Origin of the sequence: Streptomyces chengmaiensis, from assembly GCF_029846775.1 — a bacterium.
Lineage (GTDB): Bacteria > Actinomycetota > Actinomycetes > Streptomycetales > Streptomycetaceae > Streptomyces > Streptomyces chengmaiensis.
In genome coordinates this window covers 1-18,921 of sequence record NZ_JARWBG010000085.1, presented here as the reverse complement: position 1 = coordinate 18,921, position 18,921 = coordinate 1, and the positions used below count along the sequence as shown (strand labels likewise).

The 18,921-nt window shown below is 65.2% G+C and carries 17 protein-coding genes; 3 read left to right on the top strand and 14 right to left on the bottom strand.

The genetic code is table 11. The features are described 5' to 3' along the window. Nucleotides 1-139: 139 nt before the first annotated feature. The 13 genes from QCN29_RS34720 to QCN29_RS34660 all read right to left on the bottom strand — a co-directional run bounded on the left by QCN29_RS34720 (nucleotide 140) and on the right by QCN29_RS34660 (nucleotide 13,441). Nucleotides 140-400, bottom strand: coding sequence for an SH3 domain-containing protein (locus QCN29_RS34720; protein WP_318036765.1), 261 nt, complete (start codon nucleotides 398-400; stop codon nucleotides 140-142). Between the two features lie 200 nt (nucleotides 401-600). After that, entirely contained in the window at nucleotides 601-939 is a 339-nt protein-coding gene (locus tag QCN29_RS34715; protein WP_279933174.1) for a hypothetical protein, read from the bottom strand. A 262-nt stretch (nucleotides 940-1,201) separates the two neighbouring features. Beyond that, complete coding sequence (locus tag QCN29_RS34710; protein WP_279933173.1) at nucleotides 1,202-1,750, bottom strand: hypothetical protein; 549 nt, start codon at nucleotides 1,748-1,750, stop codon at nucleotides 1,202-1,204. A 137-nt stretch (nucleotides 1,751-1,887) separates the two neighbouring features. Next, entirely contained in the window at nucleotides 1,888-4,176 is a 2,289-nt protein-coding gene (gene mobL, locus QCN29_RS34705) for a relaxase MobL (protein ID WP_279933172.1), read from the bottom strand. Nucleotides 4,177-4,270: 94 nt separating this feature from the next. Continuing rightward, complete coding sequence (locus tag QCN29_RS34700) at nucleotides 4,271-5,320, bottom strand: hypothetical protein (protein ID WP_279933170.1); 1,050 nt, start codon at nucleotides 5,318-5,320, stop codon at nucleotides 4,271-4,273. After that, nucleotides 5,302-5,844, bottom strand: coding sequence for a hypothetical protein (locus QCN29_RS34695; protein ID WP_279933168.1), 543 nt, complete (start codon nucleotides 5,842-5,844; stop codon nucleotides 5,302-5,304). Before QCN29_RS34695 ends, QCN29_RS34700 begins: the two co-directional genes overlap by 19 nt. 10 nt (nucleotides 5,845-5,854) lie before the next feature. Beyond that, entirely contained in the window at nucleotides 5,855-6,619 is a 765-nt protein-coding gene (locus QCN29_RS34690; RefSeq protein WP_279933167.1) for a hypothetical protein, read from the bottom strand. After that, nucleotides 6,616-7,404 (bottom strand): hypothetical protein, encoded by a 789-nt coding sequence (locus QCN29_RS34685; RefSeq protein WP_279933166.1) that lies wholly within the window; start codon nucleotides 7,402-7,404, stop codon nucleotides 6,616-6,618. Before QCN29_RS34685 ends, QCN29_RS34690 begins: the two co-directional genes overlap by 4 nt. Nucleotides 7,405-7,478: 74 nt before the next feature. Next, entirely contained in the window at nucleotides 7,479-8,180 is a 702-nt protein-coding gene (locus QCN29_RS34680) for a hypothetical protein (protein WP_279933165.1), read from the bottom strand. After that, nucleotides 8,177-9,160, bottom strand: coding sequence for a hypothetical protein (locus QCN29_RS34675; protein WP_279933164.1), 984 nt, complete (start codon nucleotides 9,158-9,160; stop codon nucleotides 8,177-8,179). Before QCN29_RS34675 ends, QCN29_RS34680 begins: the two co-directional genes overlap by 4 nt. Before the next feature lie 197 nt (nucleotides 9,161-9,357). After that, the gene (locus tag QCN29_RS34670) at nucleotides 9,358-11,238 is read right to left on the bottom strand and encodes a phage tail tip lysozyme (protein ID WP_279933163.1); all 1,881 of its coding nucleotides are present in this window, start codon (nucleotides 11,236-11,238) and stop codon (nucleotides 9,358-9,360) included. A gap of 367 nt (nucleotides 11,239-11,605) precedes the next feature. Further along, a complete protein-coding gene (locus QCN29_RS34665) occupies nucleotides 11,606-12,910 on the bottom strand; it encodes a hypothetical protein (protein WP_279933161.1) in 1,305 nt (434 codons plus the stop codon). Between the two features lie 138 nt (nucleotides 12,911-13,048). After that, nucleotides 13,049-13,441: a hypothetical protein gene (locus QCN29_RS34660; RefSeq protein WP_279933160.1), complete on the bottom strand. Its 393-nt coding sequence runs from the start codon at nucleotides 13,439-13,441 to the stop codon at nucleotides 13,049-13,051. 421 nt (nucleotides 13,442-13,862) lie between these two features. Between QCN29_RS34660 and QCN29_RS34655 the strand changes: the two genes are divergently transcribed. Next, nucleotides 13,863-14,372 carry a helix-turn-helix domain-containing protein gene (locus QCN29_RS34655; protein ID WP_279933159.1) on the top strand — a complete coding sequence of 170 codons (510 nt, stop codon included), beginning with the start codon at nucleotides 13,863-13,865 and terminating at the stop codon, nucleotides 14,370-14,372. Here QCN29_RS34655 and QCN29_RS34650 read toward each other — a convergent pair. Continuing rightward, nucleotides 14,353-15,102, bottom strand: coding sequence for a site-specific integrase (locus tag QCN29_RS34650; RefSeq protein WP_279933157.1), 750 nt, complete (start codon nucleotides 15,100-15,102; stop codon nucleotides 14,353-14,355). The two genes, QCN29_RS34655 and QCN29_RS34650, sit on opposite strands and share 20 nt — an antisense overlap. A gap of 571 nt (nucleotides 15,103-15,673) precedes the next feature. Here QCN29_RS34650 and QCN29_RS34645 point away from each other — a divergent pair. After that, nucleotides 15,674-16,396: a hypothetical protein gene (locus tag QCN29_RS34645; RefSeq protein ID WP_279933156.1), complete on the top strand. Its 723-nt coding sequence runs from the start codon at nucleotides 15,674-15,676 to the stop codon at nucleotides 16,394-16,396. A gap of 604 nt (nucleotides 16,397-17,000) precedes the next feature. After that, nucleotides 17,001-18,921: discoidin domain-containing protein (locus QCN29_RS34640; RefSeq protein WP_279933155.1), on the top strand; the 1,921-nt coding region annotated here is incomplete at its 3' end.

Genomic DNA, 18,921 nt, shown 5'->3' with positions numbered 1-18,921 from the left:
CAGCACCACCTTGTCCGGCCGCCGCTCGACCTCCTCGATCACCAGCGCGGACAGGTACGGAAACAGTTCCAAGAGCACATCACGAGAGCACGCGATTCATGATCGCGAACAGGCGGCACGGCCCGCTCAACCGTCCGGATCACAAGATCGTCGACAGAACCAACTTGTGCGACTTGTAGAGGATGCCGACGGCCGTGGACTTGGTGGTCGGCTTCGAGCGGATGGTCACCGCGTTGGTCCCGTGCACTTTGTACGGCAGCGGCGGCTTGTTGTGGCAGTGCCACGAGGTGGACGCAGGGACGGCGGTTGTCGGTGCCGCGGTGGCCGCCGGGGCGGACAGCACCGGCAGGGCGACGGCGGCCGCGGTGGCGGCGAGCATGGCTATACGACGTGCAGACATACACAAACCTCCATAAAAGGGGTGCGGTTGGGTAGGGGTGTGCCTCGGCGATAAGTCAGTAAGCAGGTACTGGACGCAGGTGCCTCACCGCGTCGCCGGGGCCTGGAAGGGGGCGCTGGCCGTGGTCAGGTCACGGCGCTCCGGCCCTGATGCTCCGCGAAGGAGCGCTCTGGGGGCGCGTCGCTCAGCGGCGCGCGGTGCTAGAACCAGCTGGCGGCGACCCAGCCCTTCGTGCCGTATGAGCCGCTGGAGAGGGACTCGCCGTAGTACCAGCGGTTGCCGTACTTGTTGACGGCGGAGCACTCGATCCAGAACTCGCCGGCGGAGTCGAGGTGGCCCTTGGACTTGTAGGCCACACCCGGGCCGGTGCGGATGTTCGGCCACTCGAGGTTGGGGCCCCACACGGAGTGGTTGCGATCGTTTCTGGTGCAGGCGGACGAGCCGACAGCGGACGCGGGTGAGGCGACGGCCGCGAGACCGCCGAGCAGGACAGCGGTGGCCGTCGTCGTCATGACGGCGTTGCGGATGGCGGATCGCATGAGAAGAACCCTTCGGTGGAGGTGTTCGTCGAGGTGCGGGGGCCGCTGGAGGCGCGGCCCCCGCCCAGCGCGGCGGACGCGCTGGGGATCTGTGGATCAGCCGTGCGAAGCCGGCTGATCGCCCTGACAGGAGCGGCGCCGCGAGTACGGCGAGGCACCCACGGCAGCGAGGCCGACAGCGAGCATTCCGCTTGCGACGACGGTGAGTTCGCCCAGTGATATTCAGGGGCCTTTCGAATCAGGGCTTGACTCGGTCTCGGTCTCAGCCGACCGCCGGCTCATCGACCTCGACCTCGGCTGCCTGCTCCTGCTTGGCCTCGGGAGCCGGGGCCTGAGCCTGCGACTCCTTGGCCGCCGCCAGTGCCTCGCGGGCGGCGCGCATGGACGCGAACTGGTTGTCCAGCGTCTTGTCGTCGACCTTGAACTCGGAGGCCTCGACGGACTTGGTGTTGACCACCAGGCCAGTGCCGCGCGTCGCGGGCATCACGTTGCCCTTGAAGCCGTAGATGGTGCCGACTTCGTTGCCGTCCTTGTTCAGGATCGGCTCGGTGTTCGGACCCGCGGCCTTGACGATCTCCTCCATCTGGCCGGTGGAGTACGGAGCGCCGTTGTTGTAGCGGACCTTGCCGTCCTCGCCTTGAACCCGATCGGACTTCAGATGCAGGTTCGTCTGCTCCGGACCGCGCGGATCTCGAGCGTCGACCTGGACGTCGGCGTACTGGGACTTGCCGTCCTTGGTGACGCCGTTCTTGTAGACCTTCGCGATGAGGTTGACTCCGGTCATCGCGCCCTTGCCCTTGAGAAGTGCCATGATCTCTTCCCTCTGCTTGTTCCGACTGCCATCTGACAAGTCGGCCGCGATCAGTCGCATTATCCGGACAAGGCATTGAGTCCCGCCAGACACTCTTCACGCTAATACTCTCATAGGGTATTCAACAAGGCTAACGACTAGTCTTTATGTTGGCGTTCAAAGTCAGTCTGGATAGGGGGTGACTGCGAGTTAAATGCTATTCCGGTGTCCGTTGTGGTCACAGCCTGATCGACCTGGGCCTGGACCCGCACGACGAGGTCGGCGTCCAGTGACGAAGCCTTGGACCGCCGCATCCGCTCGGCCTGCTCGCGCTCGGCGCGCAGCTCCGCGATCCGGGAACGCAACACAAGGGTGCTGGATTCCTCGTCCGTCTGCTGAGGCGTCAGCTCCCGGGAGACCCGTGTCATCGCCGCGACATCGTCCACCGGCAGATCGGGAATTGCCTCGGCCTGGCCGGACTGGTCCAGGTAGTCCATCGCCGCCAGCAGCAGCCGCCGGCGGTCCCTGGTCGTCTCGACGAAGGTCTGGTGTGCGTGCGGCCCGATCTCGACGTCGGTGACGAAGTCGTAGCCCAGGTGGTGCAGGTCCAGGGCCTTGACCTCGTCGAAGTCATACGCGGCACCGGCGACGATTTTGAAGTCCGTGCTGACCGCGTCGGTCTCGGTACTCGCCTGGTCCTCGGCGCTCGACCCCACGCGCAGCACCAGGCCGGAGGAAGCGAGATCAGCCCGCAGGCCGTCCAGCTTCTGGTCATAGGACTGCTTCATTGTCCGGATGCGCGCGTCCAGCACCGCCCGGCCGCGCTTGCCTTCGGTCAGAAGCCGGCCGCCGGGCTGATCGTAGATCGTCCGGCCCAGGTTCTCGGCCTCCTCGGAGTCTTTCATCCGCTGCAGGGAGGCATCCGCGCGCAGCGCCATGAGCGAGAGCAGCCGCTGGCCGTAGGTCGCCACGTCCTGCTGCTGCTCGTACCACTGGCCGGCGTCACCGAGGAAGGGCAGGAAGTGCCGGTACTTGCTCATCAGCCGCCGGTGGTAGTTCTCCTCGAAGCGGTAGAAGTCGTAGAGCGGGCGCGAGTCCTCGGCGGCGACGCCGGCGTTCTCGGCCTGTTCCCACTGGTGCGTGAGGTCGCGGTAGACCCCGGCCTTCTCCCGGTGATGCTGCAGGCGTGAGGCGTAGCTGCGCAATCGGAAGCCGAAGGAGACCAAGTCGGCCCCAGCATTCTCGTCTTCGCCCTGCCGGTCCGCGGCGAGCGCCGCCATCTGCTGGTAGCCCATCCCCATGACTTCGAGCATCGGCGTGCGCACCCGCAGCTCCGACTCCGGCATGGCCCGCAGCATCTGGTAGATGCCGTTGACGGCGCGCTCCATGATCTGCGTACGTCCCTGCTCGACCAGCTTCTGCCATTCCTCCGTACTCAGAAACTCCTTCGCGCGGCGCTCGTTGGCGTAGTCGACGATGCGTTCCATGGCCTCCGGCATCGGGGACCCGGCACGGTCGAGTTGCTCCTTCACCAGTTCGGTCACCAGTTGGTTCGCCTTGCGCATGCGGGCGTCATTCGAGCCGGCGCGCCACAACGTTCGGTCTGCCGGCAGGCAAGCAAGCAGGAACTGCGGCAGGGACTCGGCGCGGATCCGCTCGTGCGCCCACCGCTTGATGAAGGTGGTGACGTTGCGCCGCTCGTAGCCGACGGCGCTGGAGAGATGAGCCACCGCCTGCTTCTCATCGAGCCAGGCGTCAACACCGCGGCGGAGCCTGGACTTGTGCCGGTCCAGGAGCTTGCCACGCTGCGTACCGGTCTTCGTCACCTGGCCCCGGCCGCCGTCGACCATGGCCAGGTGGCAGTGCACGTGCTCGGTGTCGACCTGGATGACCCCGACGTAGCGCAGGTCGTCGAAGCCGCTGGTGCCCGAGCTCATCCGCTCCAGACCGTGCATGATCGCCAGGCGCAGCTTCATCTGGTCGATGTGGCCGCGGTAGTCGCCGCGGGCCTCGCAGTGGAAGTCCTGATCGACGATGCGGTGCTTCCTCAGGTACTCCTCGTCGAAGGACAGCACCGTCTTGAGCACGGTCTTGCCGTTCTCGAAGTGCTGCTGGATGTCCTTGCCTGCCGCGCGCAGTTGCTCGTCGGAGAGTGAGACCGATCCGTAGCCGAAGGCCACGCCCCCGTCACCCTGGGCCTGGCGCATCTCATGCTTCGCCGCACTCCGCGAGATACCGGCGCGCTCGACGGCGGACTCCCGCGCCATGTAGCGCATGATGAAGTCGTCGGTGCGCAGGCGCTGGATCGGAGCCAGCGACTCGGTCGCCTGCTCGCGGGCCATGTACCGGGTGACGTAGTCACCCGGCGTCGCACCGCGCGATCCCTTGCCGCCGGGCAGCGGCACGCTGAACTCATTGACGATCACGATGTCCTGCTTCAGGCCCATCGTCGCTCTCCTTCCTGTCTCGGTACCGATGCACTACGGCCCCGGCTGCTGCTCGCCAGCAACCGGGGCCGCGCTCGTCATGCCTGATCCGTCCTCAGGACCCCAGGCTCTGCTCGCCGTCCTCGCCGACGTCCAGATCGGCCGCACGCTGGGCCACCTGGCGCTTGCGCTCGTCCAGGCTCGGAGCGGGCTTGACCTCACGTCGTCGGGTCTCCTGTTCCTGCTCCTCCAGCTCCAGGTCGAGATCCAGGTTCAGGTCGCGCTGCGCCTCACGGGCCGGAACCGGGGGAGCGAACGGCTCCTCCTGCTCCTCAGCCGTCTGCAACGCTGCCGCCACGCGCTCCCGGTAGAGGTTCTCCGTGGTGCCCTCGGTGTTCGCGCGCTCGGTCTGGTACTGCTCCCGTTCGGCGGCGATCTCCGCCTCGATCTGCTGCAGACGCGCGCTCATGCCGTCAGCGACCGGCGTTGCCTCAGGCACGGGCGCTCCGACGACCTGTTTGACCTCGGTGTCCAGGTCCAGCTCGTCCTCGGTGAACAGCGAGTTGATCGCGTCCGAACGTGCCTTCAGCCCGCGCGCATCGACTACGGCCTCAGCCCGCGGTACGCCGTCCTTGGAGTGGTCGGCGAAGTAGCCGGCGAGGTCGTAGCCGCTGGACTCGAGATCGATCTCCAGGCTCCCGATGTCGTGGATCTGGGTGAAGACCACGGGCACATCGCCTTCGGTCTGCGCCCCCGACGGAGCGAGCACGAGCATGTCCGCCGTGGCCGGCAGCTCCCACTCGATCCCGGTGACCTGCTCGGGCACTGCGAATCCGCTCGTGAAGTAGCCCTTGCTGGCTAGCACGACCAGCTGCTGGTCGTCGAACTCGTAGAAGGCGTCTACCTTCTCGCCCTGGCCGGGGGAGTAGGTCACCTGGGAGATGCCGAACGGCAGGGCCTTGGCCGGGGTGACCGAGCGGAGCTCGCCCGTCATGTGCAGATAGGGGCGGTAGTTCTCCTCCTTGCCCCGGTGCTTGAGGTCGAGCGATTCGACCATGACGCCGAGCTCGGCGGTCACCCCCTCCAGCCGGTACGTCTCCACTCCTCGTTCACGCAGGACACGGTGGGCCCATACGTCGTTCATCGTCAGTCCTGCGGTGCGCATCCTTTGCTCCTCTTGCGGTTGGTCTTGCTCTGGTTGGTGGTCCTGGTCGTGGACTTCGGTGTGACGTCGGCGCCGGTCGCCTCGCCCCGGGCGTCCCGGATCTTCGCGATCATCCGCGTTGCCCAGCGCCACATGCCGCGCATGACGACGATCTCGCCCGCGGCGAGCAGTGCGACCAGGAAGAGGAGCGGCATCAGCCACATGGCGATGGTTCCGTCCGCGCTGAGCGCACCCCGGGATGCGCCCGACTGCTGGTGCAGCCATGCGCCCAGCAGCGGGATGATGACCGTGGCCGTGATGAACGCCAGCAGGTAGTCGGCGAGAAGGACGATGGCCCGGAAGAACCCCGCCCACACCACGACGGAGAACCTGCCGGTCTCCTTCTTCGGGGCCAGACGCCGCCATCCGGTGCGCAGCTTCGAGTCCTTCTGTTCCTTCGCGGGCTTCGCCGTGGTCTTCTTCGCTGTCGCGGCCGTGCTTGTCGGGGCGGTCGTCTCGGTCTTCTCCAGGGTCTGGGTCGACATGTTCGTGTCCTTATGTCTCGTCGGGGTCCTCTGGGGTGCGTGCTGAAGCGGTGGGCGCTTTGCTCACCCGGTCGGCTTGGGGGGAGGGCTGTTCCTCGCTGGCGGCAGCGAGGGCGTCGCGGGTCTTGCTGGAGGCCCGATAGGCGTCCAGCGACGTCACCGTGCCGTCGTGAGAGGTGGAGTAGGTGAAGACCAGGAACTCGCTCTTGGCAGCGCTGTTCCGATCCGGTCCGACGCGGACTGGATCGAGCCGGGCCACCCCTGTGTAGGAGTAGTGCAGGCCCTGCACCCGACTCAAATCGATGTCCAGATCAGCGAGCGTGTACGTCGTCCCAGCGCCCTTCGTGGCTCCGGTCGCCGTCATCCACTCCGGTACGAACTCGGTGAGCACCCGGGACTTGTGGTCGAGGAAGGCGTAGCGCGCGTCGAGCAGTACCTGCTGCTCCTTGACGGTCCGGGTCGACGCCGAGCTGTCGGTGAGGCTGAGCAGGAGGGAGCGGCCCGTCGCCCTGTCACGGTTCACTCGCTCGATGTCCATGCCCGGCAGCTGAACCAGCAGCGCCGTGTGCTGTGTTGCGAGCTTGGCCTGGGCGTCGCCGAGGTTGCCTTCGAGCTTGTGAACAACCGCATCGGCCTGGGTGTCCGACGCGGCCGGGCCGTCGCTGAGCAGGACGGCTCCGAGCGTGACCACCGAGAGCGCGAGCAGCGCCCCGGTACCGCCGAGCAGGATCTTCCCGGCGTGCTGGCGCAGCTTGTCCTTGATCTCCTCGTTCACGGTGCCTTCACCTCCTGCTTCAGGGCCTCGCCGGTGGACGTCGTGCCGGTCTGGATGTTCACGAACGCCTTGCGGAGCAGGTCGTATTCGGCGCGGGCCCAGGCCAGCACCGCCGGCTTCTCGCCCGCACCGGTCCTGGTCTCCATCGCCAGCCAGGTCACCGTGATGGTGCTGTCGTCGTTGACCAGGTAGGGCACCTGGGCGACCCACTCAAAGCCGGAGCTGAAGCTCATCGGGATCCCGACGCCGGCTGCCACGTCCTTGTCGCTGGCGAGCAGGTACCACGGTCCCAGGTCCGCCTGGTGCACCGAGGGGGCGAAGTAGGGGATGAGGTTGCGCAGTGTCGACTGAGACGTCGCTGTGTCGAGCGTGCCGCCGTCTGCTGCCACGCTGGGCGTCAGGTAGCGGTAGTTGTTCTGCAGCTTTGCGACCTGACCAGCCGCCGTCAGGGCCGCGGTCAGACCACGCTCGGCGTCGTCGGCCTTCGGCAGCGCCGCCGTCTTCGCCTCGGTGATCCTGAGCTGCTCCCGCAGAGAGGAGATCTCCGGCGCAGCCCTATCGCTCACCGCGCTCTGACCGCCGGAGAACCCCGCGGAGAGTACGAAGCACAGCAGTGCGCCCACACCCATGCTCACGCCGGCCACGAGGGTGCGCTTGCGCAGGCCGCCCGCGGGCTCCGCCTGCTCAGGAGTGTCCGTACCCTCCTGCGAGGACGCGGACGTCGCGACGAAGCGCGTCTTGCGCACTGCGCTCCCACCCGACTCATCGGCCTGTGTCGATGCCATTGGTCCTCAACTCGCTGTTTCACTCGAATATCAGTGCAACTCTATCAATGAGACGAGTCGAAAGGGAGTCTTGGTTATCCGGAATGGCGAGTCTCGCCACTCGCCGGGATGCCGGAGAGATTCGAGACCTTGCCCTGGGCGTCGACCGTGACGAAGAGCAGCGCGCGCCGGTGCGCCGTGACACTGGCTTTGCTCGACTTGTTCTGGGTCACTGCGTCGGAGGTGACCTCGACATCGGCCAGGGCGGCGTAGGTGTAGACGCCCGCCTTGACGTCGACGACTTCGATGTCCGGATCCGCGCCGAGGGCCGAGTTCAGGCCGACCGTGTCGATGTAGTAGTAACGCCGCCCCTGGGAGTCCTCGTTGAACCTCGATGAAGGCATGAACGACTTCAGGAACGTCTCGTTCTCGGTGAGACTGAACCGGCTCTTCAGGCTCTCGCGCGCCGCCTCGTAGCTCTGTCCCGAGTCCCACGTGAAGGCCATCGAGAGCAGCGACCTGATGCGCTCACCGTCGGTACTCAGCCGGTTCTGGCTGACACCCAGGGCCGCCATAACGTCCGCGTTCACCTCCTCGGCATTCTTCTTCCGGATGCCTGCCAGATGTTCCTCGACATCGTTGATCTGGGCTTCCTGCTCAGCCAGGGCCGCGTGCTGGCTGTTCCAGGTCACACCGGCAGCCGTCGCGACGACCGTGAGGACCGCTGCCGTCGCCAGGACCGAGAGGTTGCGCCGGAAGAATCCCCGCCGTGTGGGTGCTGCTGTCTGCTCCGTCATCGCTTCCCGCCCTTCTTCTGTGGGCCCGTGCCGCTGAGTTCAGGGGCTCCGGACCCTGCCGGCATCTTGATCGCGGGGTTCTCGTACTGAGCCCCGGCAGCGGTCACCACGAGCGCCAAGTGGTCGAAGGCCCCCGTCGGGCCGTTGCGCACGTAGCGCGCGCTCGCCCAGGCGAGGACCTCGCCGCTCTTGGTGTCCCGGCACAGCCAGACGGCCTTTGCCTGGTTCGTCGCGCCCGAGCCGTTCTTTGTGCTCAGATCGGGCATCACCGTCTCGACCTTCCACGCGTACGTGCTCGGAGCAGCTGCGTTCCGGCCGTCGTAGCGGATGTACCAGGCGTGGCGCGGATCGATCTCGGTAGTCGCATCAAACGGCGTCAGCGACGAGGTGCTGTACGCCTCCTTGTCACTGACCAGGAAGGAGTCCTTGCTGAACAGCGGCGCCATGTCCCGGCGGTGCTTGATGATCTTCAGCGTGGCCCGGTTCGGTGCCCCGTTGTTCGGGCTGGGCTGGACGCTGGCCTGGTGGTACAATGTGGCGAAGGTCTGCTCCCCGGTCGCGACCTTCTTCGCGTCGGCGGCTGCCGCCTCGGTGAGCTTGGACAACTGCGCGCCGGCGTCCGCCTTCACGGGCATGGACTGGGCATCATCCAGCTGCCCCTCGAGCTGGACGATCTGGGCCTCGTTGTCCGCCGTGCTCGCCTTGAAGCTCTCGCCGGCCACGCCCGTGGCGACGACCAGGGCGAGGATCCCGACCCCCATCACCGCGGTCACGCTGCGTCGGATCAGACGCGCGTTGTCCTCCGGGCTGCGTGCCTGGACCCGTTCACGCTGGCGCATCGTCCAGCCCGCGAAGCGCCTTTCGAGCTCAGCGCCGGTGACCTTCTTGCGCGTCTTCGGCACCGCGGGCTTCTCCTCGGGCAAAGACCCGGTCTCCTGCTCGGGGCCCGTGCTCTTGGACTCGTCATGGACTGTCGCCACGGAACACACTCCTCACTCCACGTTGATCTCATAAACGACTCAAGTCTATCTGTAAAGGTATTCGAGGCCGACTATGTATCCATTCGATAAGGGCTCCGAAAAGCGAAGCCGGCACGCAGGGCCTGTACCGGACATGAAGAAGCCGGTGCCCAGATCGCCCGGCACCGGCTTCTCACTCCCAGATCAGATGCAGCGCATCAGACCGTCTTGATCTTGTCGGAGGGGAGCATCGCATCCGACATGTCCACGAACTTCCAACCCTCGGCCGACATCCGCGCCGCGCTGTCGACGCGGACCCGGCCCATGTAAGCGCAGTAGCCGGCCTCGCCGAGGATGACCTTGTCGCCCTGGATGCCGAGCACCACGAGAGTGTGGCCGGCGGGGGTGCTGCCCGGGGCGGAGCCTACTGAGTAGGCCGTCGGAGTCGAGGACATCTCCTTGCCGGTCACCCTGGCAATCGTGTACGCCGTCTCCTTGCCGTCACCGGCCGGGTAGGTCTGGAACGTCGTGTACTTGTTCACGAAGTAGGTCGAGAACGATGTGCAGTTCTGCGCGTGATTGCTCCCGCACGAGCCAGGACCACCCTGGTCGCCGTAGCGGTCGTCGAGGAACTTGTCACCCTCCTTGTTGAAGAGATCAACGAGGGCCTGAGCCTCTTCCTGGGTCATCCCGCCGTCCTTCAATGAAACAGAAGTACCGCCCTTGGTACTGCAGTTGCCCAGGATCGTGTTGATGCCGTTGACGATGTTCTCGATGATCCCGCCGACGATGGCCTTGACGCCGTCCACGATCGAGTTGTCGACCGACCAGCCGCTCATCTTGCCGAACCACATCTCGGCATTGTCGCCTCGTGCGGCGAGCCCGGCCGCGCCGTCAGACGAACGCTCCCAGTTCTCGTGGAAGTGCAGCGCCGCCGCACGCGGCGAGCCCTGCGACGTCTTGAGCATGCCCTTGAAGACCGTGACATCGCCCGGATTGTCCCCGTCGACCATGAAGGCCAGCTGGGCCTTGATCGTGAACCAGTCGACGCCCTTGCTCTTCGCGTACTGGCGCAGCAGCGTGTTGCGGCCGAACGTCCACTGCCCGAGACCGATGCCGTTGTCCGTGTTCTGTGCGGCGCTGGCCTTCCCGGCGGTCATGGCATACGTCCCCGTGGGGAAGTTCTGCACGCTCGTCGGGTCGATCCCTGACTCCTGCGACCAGTTGCCGAGGATGCCCGCGATGTTCTCCTTCGGCATCCCCCAGCTGCTGAGCACCGAGTAGATCTCCTTGGCGTTCTTCTCCACGCCCGCCGGGACGGTGGCCCCGGAACCGTTGCCGACGCTACCCGCGTTGACGACGCACGCCGTCCCGTTCGCGTTGATGCTGCCCTCGGTCAGCGCCGTCGAGTTGAGGACGCCGGTCAAGACCGTGCCCAGCAGGGCCACGGTGGCGGTCACCGCGACCGCACCCGACATGGCTGCCGCTACAGGGGCCATCGTCGCCGTGACGGTGACGCCCAGGACCGCACCGGCCCCCTTGGCTATGAAGCTGCCGATCGCCATGAACGGCGCAGCGATCGCATGACCAACCGCCTTGACGATGTTGACGATGAGCGTCCACAGCAGCTTCCCGGCGTTGACGGCCATCGCCATGGCCGCGAAGAACATGGACTTCAACCAGTTCAGCAAGGCCATGGCCATGACCACGCCCATGGCCGGCGGAGCAGCAGCCGCGCCACCGCCGACGGCGACACCCTTGGCCGCCTTCGAGCCCAGGCCCTCGTCGTCCTTCGACGCACCGCGCCCGTAGCCCGTGCCGCCGGCACCCAGCTCACGCTGGTCGGCTGGCTTGGCGTCCGGGCTGCCGCCGGTGACCTTGGACACGCCCTTGACCGCGTCCTGGGCCCCCTCGACACCGACGTTCTTCGCTGCGCCGATTGCAGCTCCGTGAAGCCCGCCAGCCTGTGCGCCGGCCACGGCACCGGAGACGGCAGCTCCCGCGTAACGCCCGGCGTTACGGCGGGTCGCGCTGCTGCCGTCTCCCTCGATCGCCTTCTGGGCCGCGCCTCCGGCCATGCTCCCGGCGACGCCGTTCATGCCCTGCTTGATCTTCGACCCAGCACTCGCGGCACCAGCCGCCTTGCCCGCTGTCTCTGCTGTGTCTGCCGCGTCCGGCACCTTCGGCGCAGTGTTCGCCGCGCCAGAAGGACCAGAAGAATCAGCTCCCGAGGCCGGGAGCTGCTTGGGCACGCTGGCCTTGCCCTCGGGAGGCCTCTCGATGCCCTCCTGCCGGCCGAAGCTCTTGGTTCCGCGACCTTGCCGGGGCATCCCCTGACTCACCGACGCGCTCGGCTGGTCCTTCGTCATCCCCTTCCTGGGACTCCGACTCGGCTTGTCGGTGGCCATGTCGTTTTCCTTTCCGGCTCAATGCCAGGTAGCAGGATGCGTCACTTCATCGCCGCACTCAATGGAGCGTGGTGAGGAATTCCTTGTCGTCACGAACGGTGCTGTTGGACTGCACATCCCGCAGACTGGCGTCCAGTCGGAGCAGATCGAGCGACAGATCCGACTCGTACTGCGACTTGTTCCGGGAGTAGTTCTGATACGCCTGTGAAAGGTTGTTCATGATGTTCATGAGCGGGCGCATCGTCACGTCAGAGGACTGGTAGTCCTTGGTGAGGCTGGTGCCGTCCGAGAGGATCCACTGCATGTCCGAGATCTGCTGGCTCGTCGGATCCGAGCCCTCGTCACGCTTCTTGGTGAAGAACTGGGCGTAGCTCTGACCGGCCGGCACCAGGGCGTCGAGGTAGCCGTCGTAGACGTTGCCTGCACGCCAGTTGAGGTCGAAGCCGCCCGGGACGACGTGCTTGGTCTGCAGCGCCAGCGTCGAGACGCCGTCCTTGGCCGCGGCCGCGGAGACGCCCGTGATCTTGTCGGTGGCAATCGAGACCGGAACGGTCGGCGGACGCAGGAACAGGCCGTCGATCTTCGTCGTCTGCAGGTCGGACGTGTACGACTGAATCTGCGTCAGATTCGTGCGCATCTCGACGAGCTTCTGGTCCAGGGCATCCTTGGCCTCGGCCTCCATCTCCTTGAGCGCGACCTCGTAGTAGGCCTGCGCAGGGTCGAAGGTCAGAGCGTCGAGCGCCGCGATCTTCTGGACCCCGGATGCGCCGGGGTTGAAGAAGACCCGCCACTGGTCGTACTTGGAGAAGGTCTCGTCGCCGGCCAGCTTGCCGCTGCTGTGCGCCTGCTCCGCTCCGGGCGTGGTGAGTTCGGCGTTCGCGCGGACCGTCAGGTTCAACACCTGGCGGTCGAAGGGCCGGTCGGCGCTCAGGAGGACCCCGACGTAACCGGTCGAGCCGAAGGCGTAGAAGGAGCCCTTGATCCCGCTGGTGCTGACCGGCTCGCTGTTCAGCGAGGTGTCCGACCCGAGCAGGAACGCCCTGTAGTCCGCGGCGTTGTACGAGATCTGAGCGGTCGGACTGAAGTGCATCATCACGAGCGCCTTGTTGCCGCTCTCGTTGGTGTAGACCCCGTCGACGGTGCCGTCGAGATTCGTCTTCGACGTCTTGAAGTCGCTGGTGTACAGCGCCGTCTGCGACAGCGAGTCACGCCCCGCCTGGTACGCGGAGGCCCCCGATGCGCTGATCACGATCGCGCCCGTGACCGCGAAGATGCCGAAGAACACCCCAAAACGCTCGATCGCGTGGTGCGAGTCGAGCTTGAACTTCCTGCTGAAGGCAAGCGCCTTGTCCTTGATCCCCATGTTCTGCTCTCTTTCGTGCCTGCACCGTGCTGCGGGGCCGGATATGGCGAACCGGGCCGGAGGAGGCCTTGCACCTCAACCGACCCGGTTCGCTCGACGCCTCTGTCCCCGGTCGTGTGCACGGTCTGTGACGGCCTCTTACTTGAAAGGGCCGCTCAGGAACCCGCTGAACTGATCGGCGGTCTCGGCGATCACCGTGCCGCCGCCGAGATCCGTGATGGTCTGCTGGCCGCCGGAACCGACCGTCGAGATCAGCGACCACCCGCCGGTGCCCAGGGCTCCGCCGACGAGAATGAGGAGCGCGATCGTGCCCCAGCCCTGCTGCTGACCCGCGGACTGCGGGTTGGCCATCAGCTTCTTGATCAGGAGCACACCGCCCCAGACCAGGCCGGCAGCACCGAGCAGCATGAGCAGAAGACCGCCCCAGAGCTGGATCTGGGACTTAGCGTTCTGCAGGAAGCTGGTCAGGTCCCAGGCTGCACTTGGCAGGGAGGCCTGTGTGAGGACGGCTGCCTCGTAGATCTTCGTCACGGTTCTTTCCTCTCACCTTTCGAATCATTCGGTGGCATGACAGTGAGTCACAAGGCAACAAGCGCAGCCCATCCACCCGGTCGGGCAGTGATAGAAGCCGGAGTGGTCGGTGGGCATGCTGTCGGCTCCCCCACCGGATCGTATACGTGCGCATCAGCAGTGACTAATCTACCCCATTTGGATGGCGGATAGCATAGGTGCAAGGAAGGTCTATTGATAGAGAGTCGATAGGGACTCGGAAACGAGGCGAATCGGCATCGCGACGCGCGGCCGCAGGGCCGTGGTGGACGCCTGTGGAATCCGCAGTGCGAGATGTGTAATGTGCCGCTCCAGCACTGCTGCGGCGCCTGCTCAGTTTCGAGGCGGGCCACCCTCACGCACCCCGTCGATCGCGATCTTGACCAGGAAGTGCCAAACCGCCATGAACCCACTGCCCGGGGACCTTTTCGCCCGCCGACTTCGTCAAGAACGCGAACGCCTCGGCATCAGCCAGGCAGAGCTAGCACGCCGTATGGCCGCACGGCTCGGCACGAACGTCGACTCCACCGCCATCACACGCATCGAGCAGCAGACCCGCGCGGTCAGGCTCGACGAGGCGGTCACCGCCGCCGAGGCTCTCGGGGTCCCTCTGATCACACTGGTCAGCGACAACCCCGCCCGCGAAAACGAGGCTGAAATCCAGAACCAGCTCGCCGAGCTCGCCCTCGCCGAGCAGGAATGGGAGAGGCTGCGCCAGAAGATCCACCGGATCACTCAGACCATCCAGCAGCTGTCCGCGGAGCGGGAGGCCTTCCGCTCCCACGCGCTGGACGTCAACCCTGAAACCGCCGGCGACTACGAGCTCGACCCTGAGACCCAGGCCGCTCTCGACGCCCGGATGCGTGATGTCCGCAACAAGCCGGCCGGAGAGATCACAGACCCAGGAGCATGACCCAGTTGCGGGCTACCGGGTTGAACTCCCGGTCGTAGACGTTCAGGGGCTTCCTCCACCGGCCGGCCCGCATGATCCCCTCGGTGCTCGCGCCGTTTCGTCTTGCCTGAGTGACGTGCCCTGCTCGCAGACGGTGGAAGACGTATGCCGACGGATCCATCCCGGCCTCTTCCATGCGCCTGTGCAGCATCGCGTGCAGCGCGTCGCCGCTCACACCGGCCTCCTGAATCCGTATGTCCCTCCTGTTGCGGTACGTCGCCCGCAGCAGGGGAGCGGACGAGGCGAGGTCCGCGCCGCTGATCAGCCCCGCACGGTCGCCGACACGGAAGACATGCGCGCCGAGTTGGTACCTGTACAGCTGCCGCATGATCGTCCGCCGACGCTTACGGGCGTCTTCCGTCGTAGAGGCCGCCACCAGACCCATCGGTGATCCGGTGCCCCACAGCGCACAGATCGATGACGTCCGCCTGAAATGCAGGACGACGACGTCGGGCAGCACATTGTCCCGGTCGGCCTTCGACTCGCCCACGCGCACATAGATGCCGTCGATCGGATGCAGCTCCAGGCTGTTCAGCCGCAGGGCCGCAGTGTCTCGAGCTGTGCGGATAGGCTCGTAGGTATGGGAATTGACTGGGAGAACATGCTCGGCACAAGCGGGAATGGCCTCAGCGATGCATACGACAGGGCGGTCTCCTCGGTCATCTACAGCGAGAGCCTGGGGGGCGACCATCGGCCACTCCCAGTCGGTGAAGAGTGCGACGACACAGATGGCCTGCGCTGACCTGAGGGCGCACACAGAAACTGCCCGATGAGCCGGGGGGTTTTGTTGTGCTTGGTCCGCTTTGATGGATATTGGAGATCAGAGGTTTCGGCCCCGGAGTGAACCGGTGGCCAAGCGTGACATCGGCAACCCTGCCTCGCCGTGCCTGGATGAGCGGGCCACTGGTAGCGATCAGAGATGTAGTCAATCCATCGCATGAGGGATGGCCACTTGGGCCTGCGCACCCGGAGTGCAGCCCCCGGTCTCCCAGGACTGGGACATCCTCGCAACACGCCCAGCTTTCGGCTCGCTATTCGTGACCTTGGCAGCCGATGGGCAGTGCCCTCGCCGCCAGTTCTTCCTCGGCTGTCTGTACCTTCCAGCTGGCAACGCTGTGCGCACCCGTTTCCGGACGATGCCTGAAGTAAGTGTCCGGTCTCAGTAAAAGTGGCGAACGGTTCGCCCAACATAGCGAACAGACCGGGCGAGTTGGCGTGGCTTGGCTGATCCAGGGCTGCTGGAGCCACTAGGGTCGCGGGGCGTGACGGAGAAGAGGGAACGGCGCTGTTTCTGCGGGTGTGGCGAGAGCGCAGAGATGGGCAGGTGGTTCGTTCAGGGCCACGACGTCACCGCGGTCGCGGCTCTGCGCGCTGTGGAGGAACTGCGCCTGGCGTACCAGCTGGTTTTGCTGGGGTACGGCCCGGAGCGGTCGGTGGTGCAGACGGCCGTCGAAGGGGCGGGCTGGGTGCGCTGCCCCGGGTGCTCGTACGTCGGGCCGTCGGCCGCCCACACCTGCACCGCTGAGGCCCCGGCTGGCGATCAGTCCCCCTCGTCACCTGAACCCGGGGCGGAGCAGGAGCAGGAACCCGCCTCGGCCGCAGCGTTGCTGGCCGAGTCGGGGGCCGCCCAGGGGCGATTGCTGCCGGAGGCGGACGACCGGATGTGGGAGGCGGTGCCGCTGCATCTGCGCCAGCAGCTACGGGGTCCCGCGCACCAGCTCGTGTCGCCCGCACAAGGACCCCTGACGGCGCGGGAGAACCGGCATCTGCTGAGCGCGGTCCGGGCAGCCAGCCGGATGCGGATGACCGGCGCGCACTGGACCCTGCTGCTCACCACCGGCCGGGAGTCGTTCGGCGGCCCGCGCAGCCAGCGGGCCCAGCGGTTGTGCGAGGCGCTGGAGCAGGTGGCGGCTGAACACACGGCGCCCGCCCCGGCCAGCCCGCACGTTCGCCATGTTGAGCGAACCATTCGCCACCTTCACTGAGACCGGACAGTAAGCCGGCGCGCGCTCACCGACGAGGCAACGTCGACCGGAGAAGCCTGTGTCAGCACCTGGGCGTCACGTATCCGAGCCCTGGTTCGTACCCCTGACTCCTTCGACTACGAGGACTGGTGCGACTCGCGGAGTCTGGCCAGCACGCCAACGTGATTAACTCGGCGCCGACATCACCAGTTCAACCTCAGAAGCTCCGCTGCTCCCCACCCGCATCACCGGTCTCGTCCAAGCCGATCATGAAAGGCCGTTCACACCAACCGGCGATCCCGAACATGATTCTCGCGAAGTTCTGGCGGTTCATGTTTTTTTGGTGAAATCTCTCATTGTCTGCGATAAAAAGAACCACCTCGTTACAGCAAGGAGAAAGTTAATGATCTCCAGGTCCAGGGTGCGAGCTGTGGCGGCAGGTATGACGACCGCTCTCACGGCAGCGTTCCTCACTGTCTCTACGGCCGCACCGACCAGCGCAGCCCCACATCCCGTCCAGGCGACCTACTACGCGTCGCCCACAGGCAGCGGTTCCATATGTTCCCAGGCGAGCCCCTGCTCGTTGGAGGACGCCCGAAACAAGGTACGCACCGTCAACAGTGCCATGACGGGCGACATCATCGTCAACCTGCTGGGCGGCACGTACGAGCTGAAAACGACGTTCCAGCTCACCGCTCAGGACTCCGGGACCAACGGGTTCGAGGTCATCTACCAGAGGGACCCAGGAGCGACAACACCGCCGATCCTGAGCGGCGGCAAGAAAATAACCGGATTCAACGTATTCGACTCCAACAAGAAAATCTACAGGGCGAAGGTGGTCGTAGACGACCCCACCACCAGTGCTGACGACAATATCTACGATCTACCCGCTCTCGGTACCCGCCAGCTGTATGTCAATGGGGTACGGGCCACGCGCGCACGAGGCGGTGCCCCCGACAAGGCAATATCTGCCGACTTTAAGGACACGAACGGGAACGTGATTGGGTACACGCTTCCGACCGACAGCGAGATTTACAAGAACATGGCGAGCTGGGGCAACGTCGGTGACATCGAAGTTGTCGCAGACAGCGGCAACTGGAAGCGCCCTCGCTACAGCGTGGCATCCATCGATGGCACGAAGATGACGATGGATGCCGAGGGCTGGGACCTCGGAGGCTTTCATTACCCAGCCCGCAACGTGGCGTGGATCGAGAACGCATACGAGCTGCTGGACACCCCGGGCGAGTGGTACCTCGACGGTAGGTACGATTGGCTTTACTACATCCCGCAGAACGACCAGGAAATTTCGACGGCGACGTTCACCGTCGGCAGGACCGTCAAGCTCGTCGACGGGGCCGGCACGACGACGGCCCCGCTGCACAATGTGCAGTTCGACGGGCTCACATTCTCCTACGACAACTGGGTAGAACCCAATAGCGAAGGAGGCTATCCGGACTTCCAAGGAGGTGCGATCTTCCGGTACTCCCCTAACGGAGACGATTGGGATGACAGAAACTATCAGACCCCCGCGGGAGTGAGTTTTAGCCTAGCGACGAACATCGTCGTCAAAAACAGTACATTCACTCACATGGCGAACGCCGGTCTTGCCTTCGGCCGGGGCAGCCAGAACAACATCATCGATCACAACACGTTCACCGATATTTCGGGCAATGGGATCAATCTGGGTGGGATTCTTAAAGCCGATCACCACCCTACGGACCCGGTGAACATCGTAAAGAACAACGTGATCTCCAATAATACGCTGACTCGGGTGGGGGCCGAGTACCGCGACAACCCGGCGATCTTCGTAGGCTACGCCCAAGGGACGGATGTGCAGCACAATACGATGCATGACCTGCCCTATACCGGCATTTCAATGGGTTGGGGTTGGGGCTACATCGACACGATGGGAACCCCGGTGGCCAAGGCGAATGTCGTGCGGGGCAACCTCATTTACGACTTCATGAAGACTGTTCCTGACGGCGGTGCCATCTACACTCTGGGCAGTCAGGCAGGCTCATACATCGTCAACAATTACTCGTATGGCAACAAGAATGTCTTCGGCTACCTCTACCGGGACAACGGTACCGCTGGCTTCTACGACACCAACAACGTGATCAGCAACCAGGACTCGCCAATCAATGTCTGGTACCGCACGAACGTAGGCAACAATCCAGCCTACTTTGACGCCCACGACAACCGCGCCGATGGAAACTACTTCTCCTCGGGAATGCAAAACGCTGGGGCGGGCGGCTCAAACGTGGTGAGCGCGAACACGCTAGTGGACAACTTCGCGTGGCCTGAAGGTGCGCAGGAGGTTATCGACAACGCGGGAGTTAACGGTACCCACATCCCCGTAGCAACGGCGTCCAGTTCCTACTCGGCTTCTTACAACGCGGCCAAGGCCGTGGACGGAGATGCTGGGTCCCGGTGGGCGCAGGCGTCGGGTGCTGCGGATCCGTCGTGGCTGAAGGTTGACCTCGGAGACCAGTACCAGATCTCCAGCGTCAACACCTCGGCGTACCTCCTCACCGGTCTGGGCGTGA

Excerpts from the sequence above, each read along its gene's own strand:
- QCN29_RS34695 (WP_279933168.1), bottom strand. The coding sequence starts at position 5,844 with ATGTCGACCCAGACCCTGGAGAAGACCGAGACGACCGCCCCGACAAGC.
- QCN29_RS34710 (WP_279933173.1), bottom strand. The coding sequence starts at position 1,750 with ATGGCACTTCTCAAGGGCAAGGGCGCGATGACCGGAGTCAACCTCATC.
- QCN29_RS34650 (WP_279933157.1), bottom strand. The coding sequence starts at position 15,102 with ATGGTCGCCCCCCAGGCTCTCGCTGTAGATGACCGAGGAGACCGCCCT.
- QCN29_RS34685 (WP_279933166.1), bottom strand. The coding sequence starts at position 7,404 with ATGGCATCGACACAGGCCGATGAGTCGGGTGGGAGCGCAGTGCGCAAG.
- QCN29_RS34665 (WP_279933161.1), bottom strand. The coding sequence starts at position 12,910 with ATGGGGATCAAGGACAAGGCGCTTGCCTTCAGCAGGAAGTTCAAGCTC.
- QCN29_RS34700 (WP_279933170.1), bottom strand. The coding sequence starts at position 5,320 with ATGCGCACCGCAGGACTGACGATGAACGACGTATGGGCCCACCGTGTC.
- QCN29_RS34720 (WP_318036765.1), bottom strand. The coding sequence starts at position 400 with ATGTCTGCACGTCGTATAGCCATGCTCGCCGCCACCGCGGCCGCCGTC.
- QCN29_RS34715 (WP_279933174.1), bottom strand. The coding sequence starts at position 939 with ATGCGATCCGCCATCCGCAACGCCGTCATGACGACGACGGCCACCGCT.
- QCN29_RS34680 (WP_279933165.1), bottom strand. The coding sequence starts at position 8,180 with ATGACGGAGCAGACAGCAGCACCCACACGGCGGGGATTCTTCCGGCGC.
- mobL (WP_279933172.1), bottom strand. The coding sequence starts at position 4,176 with ATGGGCCTGAAGCAGGACATCGTGATCGTCAATGAGTTCAGCGTGCCG.
- QCN29_RS34670 (WP_279933163.1), bottom strand. The coding sequence starts at position 11,238 with ATGAACGGCGTCGCCGGGAGCATGGCCGGAGGCGCGGCCCAGAAGGCG.
- QCN29_RS34655 (WP_279933159.1), top strand. The coding sequence starts at position 13,863 with ATGAACCCACTGCCCGGGGACCTTTTCGCCCGCCGACTTCGTCAAGAA.